We start from the raw sequence: 13,627 nt of genomic DNA on the forward strand, positions 1-13,627 counted from the left end.
TCGACCGTAGAGCGGCTTTGATGACATGTCAACCACTCGGTTAGGATCGGGTCATGGACGCACCACGCTGGCTGGACGAGCGGGAGAACCGGGCCTGGCGCGGCTACCGCCGGATGCGCCGCCTGCTCGACCTGGAGCTGGCCCGGGAGCTGATGCAGGACGCCGGTCTCTCCGAGCCGGACTACGACGTGCTCTCCGATCTCTCCGAGACCCCCGACCAGCGGCTGCGGCTCAGCGAGCTGGCCGACCGGATGCTCTGGTCGCGCAGCCGGCTGTCCCACCACCTGTCCCGGATGCAGCAGCGCGGCCTGGTCACCCGCGAGGAGTGCGCCTCCGACGGCCGGGGGTCGATCGTCGCGCTCACCCCGGCCGGCCGGCGGGCCATCGAGGCGGCCGCCCCCGGTCACGTCGCCGCCGTCCGCCGACACCTGATCGATTTGCTCACCCCCGAGGAGATCGAGGCGCTCGGCGCGCTGACCCACCGGGTGGTCGACCACCTCGCCGGCGACGACCGGCGGCGCGGCCGGGCGGCGGGCTGAGATGGACCCCCGGATCCTGGCCCGGCTGCGCTGCCCGGTCTGCGGCGAGCCGCTGGCCGAGGCCACCGCCGGCACCGCCCAGGCGCTGCGCTGCCCGCGCCGACACAGCTTCGACATCGCCCGTCAGGGGTACGTCAACCTGCTCGCCGGCCGTGCCCCGCACACCGGGGACACCGCCGAGATGGTCGCCGCCCGCGCCGACTTCCTCGCCGCCGGCCACTACGCCACCGTCGCCGCCGCCCTCGCCACCGCCGCGACGGCAGCCGGCGGGGGCACGACGTACCCGCTGGTGGTGGACGCCGGCGCGGGCACCGGCTGGTACCTCGCGGCGGTGCTGGCGGCGCTGCCGGACGCCGTCGGTCTGGCCCTGGACGTCTCCAAGCCGGCGTTGCGCCGCGCGGCCCGGGCCCACCCGCGCGCGGCGGCGGCCCTGGCCGACACCTGGCAACGCCTCCCGCTGGCCGACCACTCCGCCGCCGTGCTGCTCAACGTCTTCGCACCGCGCAACGGCGCGGAGTTCCACCGGGTCCTCGACCCGGCGGGCGCGCTGCTGGTGGTCATCCCCGCCGAGGACCATCTCGCCGAGCTGGTCGACGCACTCGACCTGCTGCGGGTGGACCCGGCCAAGGCGGACCGGGTCGCCGGCAGCCTGGGCGGGCACTTCACCGAGGAGTCGACCAGCGTGCACCGCGCCCGGCTGGCGCTGACCCGTACCGAGGTGGCCACCCTGGTCGGGATGGGCCCCAGCGCCTGGCACACCGACCCGGCCCGGCTCGCCGAGCGGATCGCCGCGCTGCCCGAGCCGGTGCCGGTGACCGTCGCCGTCCGGCTCGGCGTGCACCGGCCGAACTAGCTAGGTGGAGAGGTCGACCTCTTCCCAGCCCGGTGGCTCGTCGTGGTACGGCCCGCGCAGCACCACCGCCCACTCCAGCGCCCACCGGCGCTGCCCGATGGCATTCGCGTCCACCAGCCCGGGCAGCGCCCGCCCGGCCTGCTCCGACTCCAGGTACGCCCAGTCCAGGCAGTAGTGCAGGTCGAGCAGGGCAGCGGCGTCGCCCGGGTGCTGCGGGGCGGCCAGGATGCGGGCCCGCCACTGCGGGAAGGTCTCCCCGGCGACGAGGTTCGGCATCCGCTCGACCAGCCGCGCGTCCACCGGCACCGTGGGATCCAGCTCCTTGGCCAGCCCGAGCACCCAGGCCAGCGAGAAGAGCGCGTCGTGGTGCAGCACGAAGGAGCGGTGGTCACCCTTGCCGCCCATCACGAACTGCCACTCCGGCGGGGTGACCGTCTCGACCAGATGCGACTCCAGCAACCAGCTCATCGCCGCCTGCGGGGGCATCCCGAAGCACCGGGCCAGGATCAGGTGCAGCACCGCGATCCGGGCCTCGATCTCGGCGGTGGGTCGCAGCTCGATCTCGTCCCCGGGCTCCCAGACCAGCGGAAACTGTGGCGGCGGCAGCGGAAGGCCCAGCCGGGACAGCTCGTCGAGGCTCGCCTCACGGACGGCCCGGGGGTCGGGGGCGGGTACGCGCACGGCTCAGGTCCCTGTCTGCTCACATCGGCTCATCGCCGGTCGTCCCCCCTGGCCAGGCAGGATAGCGGCCCGGGCGGGCCGGGCACCATGGCCCACCCGGGCGGAAAGATCAACTGATCCGCTCGATGACCAGCGGCGTCCCGGCCGGGGCGTCCGGCGCGATCCGCACCGCCCGCTCCGCCTCGGCGAGCGCGGCCGGGATCCGCTCGGCGTGCTCGGCACGCAGCTCGTACAGGGGCTCGCCGGCGCGCACCGGGTCGCCGGGGCGCTTGTGCAGCACCACGCCGGCCGGGATGCTCACCGGGTCCTCCTTGCGGGCCCGCCCGGCGCCCAGCCGCCACGCGGCCACCCCGATGGCGTACGCGTCGATTCCGGCGACGTAACCGTCCTCGGTCGCGCGGACCACCTCGACCTCGTTGGCGGTCGGCATCGGAGCGTCCGGGTCGCCGCCCTGCGCGCGGATCATCGCCCGCCAGGCGTCCATCGCCCGGCCGTCCCGCAGCGCCGCCGCCGGGTCGGCGTCCGGCAGGCCGGCCGCCGCCAGCATCTCCCCGGCCAGCGCCAGGGTCAGCTCCACCACGTCGGCGGGGCCGCCGCCGGCCAGCACCTCGAGCGACTCGGTCACCTCGACCGCGTTGCCGACGGCCAGGCCGAGCGGGGTGGACATGTCGGTGAGCAGGGCGACCGTCCGCACACCGTGCGCCCCACCCAGCTCGACCATGGTCCGGGCCAGCTCGCGGGCGTCGTCGACGTTCTTCATGAACGCGCCCGAGCCCACCTTCACGTCGAGCACCAGGGCGCCGGTCCCCTCGGCGATCTTCTTGCTCATGATCGAGCTGGCGATCAGCGGGATCGCCTCGACCGTGCCGGTGACGTCGCGCAGCGCGTACAGCTTGCGGTCGGCGGGGGCGAGCCCCTCGCCGGCCGCGCAGATCACCGCGCCGACGTCACGGAGCTGGGCGATGAACTCGTCGTTGCTCAGCGCCGCCCGCCAGCCCGGGATCGACTCCAGCTTGTCCAGGGTGCCGCCGGTGTGCCCGAGGCCACGCCCGGAGAGCTGCGGCACGGCGGCGTCGCAGGCGGCGACGAGTGGGGTGAGCGGAAGGGTGATCTTGTCGCCGACGCCACCGGTGGAGTGCTTGTCCACGGTCGGCCGGGACACCGGGGAGAGGTCCAGCCGCTCCCCGCTGGCGATCATCGCCGCGGTCCACCGGGCGATCTCCGGCGCGCTCATGCCGCGCAGCAGGATCGCCATGGCCAGGGCCGACATCTGCTCGTCGGCCACCAGCCCCTTGGTGTACGCGTCGACGACCCAGTCGATCTGCCCGTCGCTCAGCACACCCCCGTCCCGCTTGGTCCGGATGACGTCAACCGCCGTGAAAGCACTCACCTTTGAGTTTTCCTATCCATAGATCAATACGGGCGTCGGGCACCGGCTGCACCCTCACGACGAAGGTCAACCACCGATCACCTCGAGCTCAAGCGCCGGACCACCGAACCGGGATCTCCAGCGGAGGCTCACCCTCACCGGCCCAGAAGATGCTGCCCGACGCGTCCACCACCACCACGCGCGGCGTACGGGCCAACCCCCAGCTGATCGCCTCGGCCGGGTCGTCCCAGGTCGGGCCCTCCTCCAGCACGCCGGTCTCGGCGCCCTCGGTGTCCCCGGCCGACCGCTCCCAGTAGGCCGTCCAGACCTGCTGCCCGGCGGAGAGGTCCGGGTGCACGAAGACGGTGCCCCGGCCACGCCACGCCGCCAGCCGGTCCGGCACCACCGGCACCGGGTGCTCGCCGGTCACCGCGTCCAGGTCGGCCACGTCGAAGGCGTGCGGCAGCAGCTCGGCCATCCGCAGCGGGCCGCCCTTCGCCTCGATCAGGCACTCCGGCCCGCCCTGCTCCCAGAGGAGCTGCCGACACCGGCCGCAGGGCATCAGCGGCTCGCCGGTGGCGTCGACGCAGGAGAGCGCGACGATCCGGCCGCCGCCGGTGGCGTGCAGCGAGGAGACCACCCCGCACTCGGCGCAGAGGACCACTCCGTACGCGGCGTTCTCCACGTTGCAGCCGACCACCACCCGGCCGTCGTCGACCAGGGCGGCCGCCCCGACCGGGAACTTCGAGTACGGCACGTACGCGTGCCGCATCACCTCGGTGGCGGCGGCCCGCAGCCGCTCCCAGTCAATGTTCACCACCCGATTCTGTCTCAACCGCCCGGGGCGCCGGGACCGGGCTCGACCAGCGCGTCCGCGGCGGTCAGCTGGCCCGGAGGGCCGGACTGCCCGGATGGTGACGGACCGCACCCAACGGCACGTCGCCACGGCGGAGCGTCGCCGGGCCGGGCAACTGCCCCCGCGCCGAGAGCAGTTCCACCGCCGTCGCCAGTTGATCGAGCGCCGATCGGACGAGGTGGAGCACGTCGTCGTCCGTCATGGGGTACGGGTCGCGGGCACCGGTGCGCGCGTCCACCCCCAACAGCTCCCGCTGGGTCTTCTCGATGAACGGGCCACTCTCGATACCCAGTTCGTCCCAGAGCCGCGCACGCAGGGCGTGCAGCACCTGCAGTCCGTCCGCGGTGCGACCCGACCGGTGCAGCGCCACGGCGAGATAACCGTGCAGTCCCTCGTGGTAGGGATACCGGCACACCCACCGGGACAACTCCGCCAGAACGCCGGAGTGGTTGCCGCGGGCAATTTCGACCTGGGCGAGCCGCTCGACGGCCCGCACCCGCGCTTCCTGCAGCTCGACGACGGCCGGAATCAACGCTTCCGAGACAACGTCCTGGAGCGGCTCGCCGAACCAGAGATCGAGGGCATGCCGCAACGTCCGCGACGCCTCTTCGACATGCCCACGCTGAGCCGAGGAATCCGCCTTCACGCACATTCGCGTGAACTCGCTCGCGTCAATTTTGTCGGCGGGAGCGAGAAGGAGATAATCGCCGGGTGAACGCTTCAGTTCCACGGGCAGACCAATTTCCGCCAATCGTTGGCGGAGCGTGCCCACGCAATTCTGCACCTGTTGCACCGCCGTTCTCGGCGGGAGTTCACCCCACAGCACATCGACCAGACGCTGAGTGGAGACGAAGCGATTGGCGTCGACAATCATGGTCGCCAGGATCTTTCGGTGCCGAGAACCCGAGACCGAACAGTAGCCGTATCGGGCCCGCACCTTGACGGGTCCGAGAATTCGGTAATCCAATTTTTCCCCCGTGTGACCAACTGGGCCATATCCTGCTGGCACAGCGTCGACCCGTCAAGACCCGACGTCGGAGGGGTGGTGGCCGAACCGTCGGTGGGGGGTGACGGTACGTGACCCCGGCCGGCCCCACGCCGACTGCCGCGCTCCATTCATCCGCGTCTTAGCCGCCGACGCTTCCACGCACAGTGGCCGCCGCCCGGGCTCCGGGTGCTCCGCCCGTGCGGCGAGGCCTGGCCGGAGCCGGCGGGGCGGGGCGGCCCGGGACAGCCGGAAACGCCCGTGCCCGGTGGATCACTCCACCGGGCACGGGCGTGGTGACGTCGGGGTCAGCCCTTGATGTACGGCTTGCCGTCGGCGGCCGGGGCCCGGACCTTGCCGACCAGCCCAGCCACGGCCAGGATGGTCGCCAGGTACGGCAGCATCGCCAGGAACTGGCTGGGGATGCTGCTGCCGATGGCGCCCAGATAGGTGGCGAGTTGGTCGGCGAAGCCGAAGAAGAGCGCCGCGAGCAGCGCGCCGGTCGGGCTCCACCGGCCGAAGATCAGCGCGGCCAGGGCGATGAAGCCCTTACCGCCGATCATGTTCTTGGTGAAGGAGTAGAGCGCCAGGGTGTACGAGGCGCCACCCACGCCGGCCACCAGGCCAGCCATGATCACGTTGCGGTAGCGCAGCCGCAGCACCTTCACGCCCAGGGTGTCGGCGGCGGTCGGGTGCTCGCCCACCGAACGGGTCCGCAGGCCCCACCGGGTACGGAACAGGGCGAGGTGGATGACCAGCACCAGCAGCAGACCGAGGTAGAGGAAGATGTTGCCCCGGAACAGCGCCGGACCGATCAGCGGGATGTCCTTGAGCAGCGGGATCTCCCAGTTGCTGAACCGCGGCGCGCTGTTGTACTTCGTCGCGTCGGTCTGCATCAGCCGCTCGTAGAGGAAGCCGGTGACGCCGACCGCCAGCAGGTTGAGCACGATGCCCATGACCACCTGGTCGACCAGGTAGCGGATGGCGAACACGGCGAGCAGCAGGGAGATCAGGGCGCCGCCGATGGCGGCGGCGACCAGGCCGACCCAGACGCTGCCGGTGATGCTGCCGAAGAGCGCGCCGGAGAAGGCGCCCATCAGCAGCTGGCCCTCGATCGCCACGTTGACGACGCCGGATCGCTCGCAGAGCACGCCGGCCAGCGCGCCGAAGATCAGCGGCAGGGCCAGGATGAACGTGCCCCGGACGATGTTCACCAGCGGCATGAAGTTGCGGCCCTCGGGGGCGGCGGAGACCTGCCAGCAGAGGAAGCTCAGCACGAAGGCGACCAGCCCGATGCCGAGCAGCAGCGTGAACCAGCGCTTCGGCACCCCGGCGAGCAGGGCGGCGCCCGCCGCGGCGGCGATGACCCCGAACAGGATCGCGCCGACCGTGCCGTTGATCTCGAGGGCGGCGCCGCCCTCGGTCTCGCTGAGCGTGAAGCGGGCTTGCTGGCCGGTGGCGAGCGCACCGAACAGCACCGCCGCGAGCACGCCCAACGCCAGCAGGACGGCTCCGGTCTTGCGGACGCGCGTCCAGAAGCCCTCGTCGACCGCGGTCACGGCGACCTCGGGGACAGCGGTGGTGGACATGCTCACCAGCCCTTCGCGAGGCTCGTCTGCAGCCGGGCCGCGCGGGCCGCCCGGAGCTGGAAGATCGCCTTCACCAGGGCCGGCGCGGCGATGAAGATGACGATGAGCGCCTGGAGCACGGTGACCAGCTCCAGCGAGATCCCGGAGTACGACTGCATCCGGTTGCCACCGGCCTGGAGCGCGCCGAACAGCAGCGCGGCCAGCAGCACGCCCCACGGCTTGACCCGGCCGAGCAGCGCGACCAGGATGCCGTCGAAGCCGATCTGCGCGATCACCAGCGGGGTCAGCGCGTTCGCGGTCGAGCCGAGCACCATGTTCGACCCGCCGAGACCGGCCAGCAGCCCCGAGATCACCATGACCAGCACGTACGTCTTGGCGACGCTGATGCCGGCGGTCCGGGCGGCGTCCGGGTTCTCGCCGACCGCGCGCAGCTCGAAACCGAGCGTCGAGCGGTTCAGCAGCCAGGCGATGAACCAGGTGACCAGCACCGCGAGCAGGATGCCGGCGTGCACCCGCAGGTTGTCGCCGAGCAGCCGGGGCAGCTGGGCGGACGATTCGACCGGCTTGCTGATCGCGTCCGACCGGTTCGGGTTCTGCACCCCGCTCTGCACGATGATCCAGGACAGGAAGTAGACCGCGACGTAGTTGAGCATGATCGTGTTGATCACCTCGTGGGCGCCGGTCCGCGCCTTGAGGATGCCCGGGATGAAGCCCCAGAGCGCGCCGCCGGCCGCGCCGGCGATCAGCGCGACCAGCAGGTGCACCCCGGGCGGCAGCGGCAGTGCGAAGCCGACGAGGGCGGAGAGGATGACACCGATGGTCGCCTGACCCTGGGAGCCGATGTTGAACAGGCCGCCGCGGAAGGCGAGCGCCACCGACAGGCCGGTGAAGACCAGCGGCGCGGCGTACGTCAGCGTCTCCGAGATCGGGCCGAGCGCGGCGGTGAAGCCGGTCGCCTCCGGGTCGAAGATGGCGCCCTTGAACAGGTTCGCGTACGCCTCGCTGACGACGGTCCAGCTGGAGTTGATCGCGTCCGTCGGCCGGGCGGTGATGTAGCTGTAGGTGGCCAGCACCTCCGGGTCGGAGACGATGATCAGCACCGCGCCGACCAGCAGCGCCAGCAGCACCGCCAGCACGGTGACGGTGACCGTGTTGGCCGCCCAGAGGTTCTCCAGGAACAGCCGGCCCAGCGAGGGGCGGCGCTCCTCGGCCGCGGGCTGCTTCGTCGCGGCGGCGGGGACCGCGCGCTCGGTGTCGCCGGCGGGCGTGGCGGGGGTCGCCCGCGCCTCGCTCCGCGCCTCCTGCGCCTCGGTCGCCGGCTCCTTGTCCGGGGAGCCCGACACCGGGTTCGGGTTCGTCATGCGTCGTCCTCGCTGCCAGGGCCCTCGGGGGCCGGGGCCGCCGCACCGGGCGTACCGGTGCCGCCATCGGCCGGGGTCGTGGTGGCGGTGTCCGGGGTGATACCGGCCATCAGCAGGCCGATCTCCTCGCGCGGGGTGTCCGGGCCGACCATGCCGATGATCCGGCCGCGGTACATCACGGCGATCCGGTCGGCCAGGCCGATGACCTCGTCCAGCTCGCTGGAGACCACCATGACGGCGGTGCCGATGTCCCGCTCGCGGATGACCCGGCTGTGGATGAACTCGATCGAGCCGACGTCGACGCCGCGAGTGGGCTGGGCGGCGATGAAGAGCTTCAGCGGCCGGGACAACTCCCGGGCCACGATCACCTTCTGCTGGTTGCCGCCGGAGAGGGTGCCGACCGGCGCGTCGGCCGACGAGGTGCGGACGTCGAACTGCTCGATCCGCTCCTTCGCCGACTTGGCGATGGCGTCCGGCTTGAGTGAGAGGCCCTTGGCGAAGGGCGGCCGGTCGTAGATGTCCAGGACCAGGTTCTCCGCCACGGAGAACTCCTTGACCAGGCCGTCCACGCTGCGGTCCTCCGGCACGTAGCCGACCCCGGCGCGGAGCACCTTCTTGGTCGGCCAGCCGTGCACGGCCTCGCCGTCGAGGGTGACGGTGCCGGCGAGCGTCGGGCGCAGGCCCATGATCGCCTCGATCAGCTCGGTCTGCCCGTTGCCCTGCACGCCCGCGATGCCGAGCACCTCACCGGCGTGCACGGTCAGGTCGACGCCGTCGACCGCGCGTACCTGCCGGTCGTCGTCGACGACCAGGCCGGTGACCTCCAGGATCGGCTTGCCGGGGTTGGCCGCCTTCTTGTCGACGGTCAGTCGGACGCTGCGGCCCACCATCAGCGCGGCCAGTTCGTCCCGGCTGGCGGTCGGCTCGGCGGTGCCCACGGTCTTGCCGCGTCGGATCACGGTGATCCGGTCGGCGATCGCCTTCACCTCGCCCAGCTTGTGGGTGATGAACACGATCGACTTGCCGGCTTCCTTGAGCGACCGCATGACCGCGAGCAACTCCTCGGTCTCCTGCGGGGTCAGCACGGCCGTCGGCTCGTCGAGGATCAGCAGGTCGACGTCGCGGGTGAGCGCCTTGACGATCTCCACCCGCTGCTGGATGCCGACCGGCAGGTCCTCGATCACCGCGTCCGGGTCGACCCGCAGGTTGTACCGCTCGGAGACCTCGGCGACCTCGCGTCGGGCCCGCCGCCGGTCGAGGAAGCCGGTGAAGCTCCCCTTGACCTGCTCGGCGCCGAGCATGACGTTCTCGGCCACGGTGAAGACGGGCACCAGCATGAAGTGCTGGTGCACCATGCCGATCCCGGCGGCGATGGCGTCGGACGGACCCCTCAGCTTCAGCGGCTTGCCGTCGACCAGGATCTCGCCCTCGTCGGGCTGGTAGAGCCCGTAGAGCACGTTCATCAGGGTCGACTTGCCGGCGCCGTTCTCGCCGAGCAGGGCATGGATCTCTCCAGGCTCCACCGTCAGGTCGATGTGGTCGTTGGCGACCAGATCACCGAACCGTTTGGTGATGCCGCGCAGTTCGAGTCTCAGCGCAACCTCCTGGAGTGCGAGCGATGGTGCAGCGTAGCGGCTGCCGCGCCGGCCACCGCGCGGGTGGGGGTCGATGGGGGATGAAGGTGGACCGGCCGCCCCGGCAGCACGGGTGTTCCCCGCGTACGCCGAGGCGGCCGGATCGTCAGACCTGGTGCCCGCCGGCCCCCGCTGCCGATGATCTCACCGCGGCGGCCGGCGGAGCGGTCACTTGGTCGGCTGGGCCTTCGAGGTGACCGTGATGGTGCCGGCGGCGATGTCCGCCTTGATCTTGTCGACCTCGGCCTTCAGGTCCGCCGGGACCTTGCTGTCGAAGTCGTGGTACGGCGCGATCGAGACGCCGTTGTTGGCCAGGGTGCCGACGAAGCCCGGCTTGGCCTGGAGCTTCTCGCCACCGGCGGCCTTGAGCACGGCCTCCTTGACGGCGTCCGGGATGTTCTTGACGACCGTGGTCACCAGCGCCGGGCAGTTCGGGGTGCTCTCGCAGCCGTCGACGTCCACCCAGATCACCGAGTACTTGCCGCCCGAGGCCTGGGCGGCGGCGGTGGTGCCGAGGCCGGAGCCACCGGCGACCGGCATGATGATGTCCGCGCCCTGGGCGACCAGCGCGTCGGAGACCTTCTTGCCCTCGTCCTGCTTGACGAAGTCGTTGGTGAAGGAGCCCTTCTGGGTGGCCTTGTCCCAGCCGAGGACCTGGACGTTCTTGCCCTTGGCCTTGTTGTAGTACGCCACACCGTCGGCGAAGCCGTCCATGAAGATGGTGACCGGCGGGATCGGCAGACCACCGTAGGTGCCGACCTTGCCGGTCTTGCTCATCCCGGCGGCCAGGTAACCGGCCTGGAAGGCGGCCTGCGCGGTGTCGAACTGCATCGGGTAGATGTTGTCCAGACCCGGGTTCGAGTCGACGATGGCGAACTGCTGGTTCGGGTTCGCCTGGGCGGCCTTCTTGGTGGCGTCCGACATCAGGCCACCGACGGCCAGGATGAAGTCGCACTTCTGGTTGACGAACCCGGTCAGGTTGACCTCGTAGTCCGCCTCAGCCTTCGACTGGACGTTCTTGATGTCGATGTTGCCGTTCTCCTTCTTCGCCTCCTGGAGGCCCTTCCAGGCCGAGGTGTTGAAGGACTTGTCGTCGATGCCACCGACGTCGGTCACCATGCAGGCGCTGAACTTCTTGCCGCCGTTGCCGCCGGCGTTCTTGTCGTCCTTGGGGGCCTCGCCACAAGCGGCGGCACCCAGCACGAGGCCACCCGCCACGATCGCGGAGGCGATCCGCATCCCACGCACAGAGCGCAAGACGTCTCCTTCCCATTGCACACCGCGTCGTGCGCGGTGGCAGCCCTTGCGCCGGCCTGCGGTGTGCCGCCGGCGTCCCACGTTACGGACGGGAGCGTACGCCCGCGCCCACCCACCGGCCGACAATCGTGCACGACTGTTGAGTGTCCGTTACCCCTACGTAACCCTTGCGTGGGGCACGTCACTTTCCGTGCCGCCAGCCCTCCTCAAGCGGTGCCGCGAACGTCCGTTTTGCCGGGCGGCTCCCCTGCTCCCGGAGCTATCGCCAGAAGACCGCCACCGCCGCGTTGAGCAGGGTCAACCCGATGATCGCAAGGAAGTGGCCGCGGTTCACGGACTCCCGCTTCCGCGCGAAGAACACCATGACGAAGATCAGCAGGGCGATTACCAACTTGGTAACAAGTTTCGCCGGCGCCGGCTCATCGTCCGGCTCGCGCAGCGGGGCGGACAACCCGAGCCCGGAGAGCACCTGGATGATCGCCCCCCAGAGCATGGCCGCGTTGATCCGCAGCCGGCCGCTGGCGTACTGGGCGATCCCGCCGCCGAGCAGCAGCGCGAACCCGATCAGGTGGACGTAGAGAAGTATCAGCCGAAGTGCTTCCATGGCGGCCATCCTCCCCTATCAACGACGATTCGTAGTAGACGGCCCGCCGAGCTGCCGTCATACCGTGATCTCAGCCGGCCGCTCCGTGACCGTCGTCGGGCCGGCGGTCGGCGCCGACCGGAACCGCCCCAGCAGCACCAGCAGCAGCCCGACCACCGCGTATCCGGCCAGCACGACGAGGGACCGGGTGCCGCCGGCCCCGTCGAAGAAGGCGGCCGACCGCAGCAGCGTGCCGCCGGCCCCGACCGGCAGGAACTGTCCCACCGTGCCCCACGGCTGGGGCAGCAGCTCGGGCGCGGCACCGACCGCGGAGAGCGGGTTGCCGACCAGGAAGACCAGCAGCGCGCCGAGCCCGATGCCGGGGCCGCCGAGCAGCGCCCCGAGGCCGGCCACCGTGCCCGCGGCGGCGAGCGCGAACACGCCGATCGCCCCCGCCTCGCGCCAGAGGTCACCGTCCAGGACACCGAGCCAGCCGTGCAGCACCGCCACCCCGACCAGGCCGGCGAGCGCGGCGTAGCCGAACAGCCCGACCAGCCGGGCGCTCCGGCGGGCGACCAGCAGGACGAGCAACGCCCCGGCCAACATGCTGGTCAGCGCGAGCGGCAGGAAGCCGGCGGCGAACCCGGCACCGCGCGGGTCGTCCGGGTCGGTCGGGACGACCTGCACCACCGGCACCGGACGTCCGGCGGAGAGCTGGGCCGAGGCCTCGGTGAGCAGCACGGCGACCGTCGGGCTGGCCGCGGGGGCGGTGTGCAGAGCGACACCGTCCGGGCCGGCGACGAAGGCGGCGTACACCTCCCGGTCACGCAACGCCCGGTCGGCGGCCGCGCCGTCCGGGAGGGTACGCACGTCGAACGCGCCGGGGCGGGCGGCGGCGAGCCGACCGGCGAGCTGGGTCGCGACCGGGGCCGGCCCGGCGACGGCGACCGGCAGGTCACGCGGGGCGAGGTGGGCCGCCGGGGCCGCGAAGAGCGGCACGAGCAGCGCTTGCACACCGACCGCCAGGACGGCCAGCAGGACGGCGAGTGACCAGGGGGATCGGATCCGGGACGACATCATCGCTCCTAAAACGAACGCTCGTTCTCTTTAGGTTGAGACTGCGCCCCGGGCGGCCTGGAGTCAAGAACGAACGTTCGCTTTACAATGTGTGGCGTGCCACGCGTATCGGAAGAACACCGGGCGGCCCGCCGGCAGCAGATCCTCGACGCGGCCCGCCGCTGCTTCCTGCGCGACGGCTTCCACAACACCTCGATGCAGGACGTGATCGCCGAGGCCGGGCTCTCGGTCGGCGCGGTCTACCGCTACTTCCCGAGCAAGAACGAGCTGATCACGGCGATCGCCCAGGCCGTCATCGGCGGCGCGGAGGGCGTCTTCGCCGAGCTGGCCGCCGCCGAGCCGCCCCTGCCGCTGGCCGGGGCACTGGACCGGGCGCTGACGTACATCGACGCCCAGACCGGCCCCGACGGGATCCTGCCGTTGGCGATCCAGGTCTGGAGCGAGGCACAGCGGGATCCGGCGCTCGCCGAGTTCGTCGCGGCGACGTACACCCGCTTCCGCAACCACTTCGTGGCGATCGCCCGCCGCGCCTGGGACGCGGGCGAGCTGCCCCCGGACGCCGACCCGGAGGCGGTCGGCACGGCCCTGTTCGGCCTGGTTCCGGGCTACTTCATGCAGCGCATCCTCACCGGCTCCCCGGACCGGTCCACCTATCTCGCCGGCGTCCGCGCCCTGCTGGCCAGCCACCAACCGGCGCCGCGCTGACGAGGCCGCCCGCACGGGATGATCGTCCTCGAACACGGCGGTAGTGGGGGGGGGGGGGGGGGGGGGGGGGGGGGGGGGGGGGGGGGGGGGGGGTGGGGGGGGGGGGGGGGGGGGGGGGGGGGGAGAGCCGGGAGAGGG

13 protein-coding genes are annotated in these 13,627 nt (G+C 71.8%); 3 read left to right on the top strand and 10 right to left on the bottom strand.

The genetic code is table 11. The features are described 5' to 3' along the window. Positions 1-53: 53 nt before the first annotated feature. Both ACZ6S5_RS09360 and ACZ6S5_RS09365 read left to right on the top strand, forming a co-directional pair. The gene (locus tag ACZ6S5_RS09360) at positions 54-539 is read left to right on the top strand and encodes a MarR family winged helix-turn-helix transcriptional regulator (protein WP_465999413.1); all 486 of its coding nucleotides are present in this window, start codon (positions 54-56) and stop codon (positions 537-539) included. 1 nt (position 540) lies between these two features. Then, complete coding sequence (locus ACZ6S5_RS09365) at positions 541-1,392, top strand: putative RNA methyltransferase (protein ID WP_465999414.1); 852 nt, start codon at positions 541-543, stop codon at positions 1,390-1,392. Here ACZ6S5_RS09365 and ACZ6S5_RS09370 read toward each other — a convergent pair whose 3' ends face one another. From ACZ6S5_RS09370 to ACZ6S5_RS09415, 10 genes are all read right to left on the bottom strand, one after another. Further along, on the bottom strand, positions 1,393-2,073 hold the full coding sequence (locus ACZ6S5_RS09370; RefSeq protein ID WP_465999415.1) for a DUF4272 domain-containing protein: 681 nt from the start codon (positions 2,071-2,073) through the stop codon (positions 1,393-1,395). A 109-nt stretch (positions 2,074-2,182) separates the two neighbouring features. Then, positions 2,183-3,463 carry a thymidine phosphorylase gene (locus ACZ6S5_RS09375; RefSeq protein WP_465999417.1) on the bottom strand — a complete coding sequence of 427 codons (1,281 nt, stop codon included), beginning with the start codon at positions 3,461-3,463 and terminating at the stop codon, positions 2,183-2,185. 88 nt (positions 3,464-3,551) lie between these two features. Then, positions 3,552-4,259, bottom strand: coding sequence for a cytidine deaminase (locus ACZ6S5_RS09380; protein ID WP_465999419.1), 708 nt, complete (start codon positions 4,257-4,259; stop codon positions 3,552-3,554). A 64-nt stretch (positions 4,260-4,323) separates the two neighbouring features. After that, the gene (locus ACZ6S5_RS09385) at positions 4,324-5,172 is read right to left on the bottom strand and encodes an AfsR/SARP family transcriptional regulator (RefSeq protein WP_465999420.1); all 849 of its coding nucleotides are present in this window, start codon (positions 5,170-5,172) and stop codon (positions 4,324-4,326) included. A gap of 419 nt (positions 5,173-5,591) precedes the next feature. Then, positions 5,592-6,872: an ABC transporter permease gene (locus ACZ6S5_RS09390; protein WP_465999422.1), complete on the bottom strand. Its 1,281-nt coding sequence runs from the start codon at positions 6,870-6,872 to the stop codon at positions 5,592-5,594. Between the two features lie 2 nt (positions 6,873-6,874). After that, the gene (locus tag ACZ6S5_RS09395; RefSeq protein WP_465999424.1) at positions 6,875-8,233 is read right to left on the bottom strand and encodes an ABC transporter permease; all 1,359 of its coding nucleotides are present in this window, start codon (positions 8,231-8,233) and stop codon (positions 6,875-6,877) included. Beyond that, positions 8,230-9,828 carry an ABC transporter ATP-binding protein gene (locus ACZ6S5_RS09400; protein ID WP_465999447.1) on the bottom strand — a complete coding sequence of 533 codons (1,599 nt, stop codon included), beginning with the start codon at positions 9,826-9,828 and terminating at the stop codon, positions 8,230-8,232. Before ACZ6S5_RS09400 ends, ACZ6S5_RS09395 begins: the two co-directional genes overlap by 4 nt. Before the next feature lie 207 nt (positions 9,829-10,035). Continuing rightward, complete coding sequence (locus ACZ6S5_RS09405) at positions 10,036-11,106, bottom strand: BMP family lipoprotein (protein WP_465999449.1); 1,071 nt, start codon at positions 11,104-11,106, stop codon at positions 10,036-10,038. Positions 11,107-11,383: 277 nt separating this feature from the next. Further along, entirely contained in the window at positions 11,384-11,728 is a 345-nt protein-coding gene (locus ACZ6S5_RS09410; protein WP_465999426.1) for a hypothetical protein, read from the bottom strand. 57 nt (positions 11,729-11,785) lie between these two features. Then, positions 11,786-12,784 carry a hypothetical protein gene (locus ACZ6S5_RS09415; protein WP_465999427.1) on the bottom strand — a complete coding sequence of 333 codons (999 nt, stop codon included), beginning with the start codon at positions 12,782-12,784 and terminating at the stop codon, positions 11,786-11,788. Positions 12,785-12,880: 96 nt separating this feature from the next. Between ACZ6S5_RS09415 and ACZ6S5_RS09420 the strand changes: the two genes are divergently transcribed. Then, on the top strand, positions 12,881-13,489 hold the full coding sequence (locus ACZ6S5_RS09420) for a TetR/AcrR family transcriptional regulator (RefSeq protein ID WP_465999429.1): 609 nt from the start codon (positions 12,881-12,883) through the stop codon (positions 13,487-13,489). Positions 13,490-13,627: the final 138 nt, after the last annotated feature.

This window comes from Micromonospora sp. NPDC051924, assembly GCF_055586005.1.

Coding starts and splice junctions, on each gene's coding strand:
- ACZ6S5_RS09360 (WP_465999413.1), top strand. CDS start 54: ATGGACGCACCACGCTGGCTGGACGAGCGGGAGAACCGGGCCTGGCGC.
- ACZ6S5_RS09365 (WP_465999414.1), top strand. CDS start 541: ATGGACCCCCGGATCCTGGCCCGGCTGCGCTGCCCGGTCTGCGGCGAG.
- ACZ6S5_RS09385 (WP_465999420.1), bottom strand. CDS start 5,172: ATGATTGTCGACGCCAATCGCTTCGTCTCCACTCAGCGTCTGGTCGAT.
- ACZ6S5_RS09390 (WP_465999422.1), bottom strand. CDS start 6,872: ATGTCCACCACCGCTGTCCCCGAGGTCGCCGTGACCGCGGTCGACGAG.
- ACZ6S5_RS09395 (WP_465999424.1), bottom strand. CDS start 8,233: ATGACGAACCCGAACCCGGTGTCGGGCTCCCCGGACAAGGAGCCGGCG.
- ACZ6S5_RS09405 (WP_465999449.1), bottom strand. CDS start 11,106: ATGCGGATCGCCTCCGCGATCGTGGCGGGTGGCCTCGTGCTGGGTGCC.
- ACZ6S5_RS09410 (WP_465999426.1), bottom strand. CDS start 11,728: ATGGAAGCACTTCGGCTGATACTTCTCTACGTCCACCTGATCGGGTTC.
- ACZ6S5_RS09415 (WP_465999427.1), bottom strand. CDS start 12,784: ATGTCGTCCCGGATCCGATCCCCCTGGTCACTCGCCGTCCTGCTGGCC.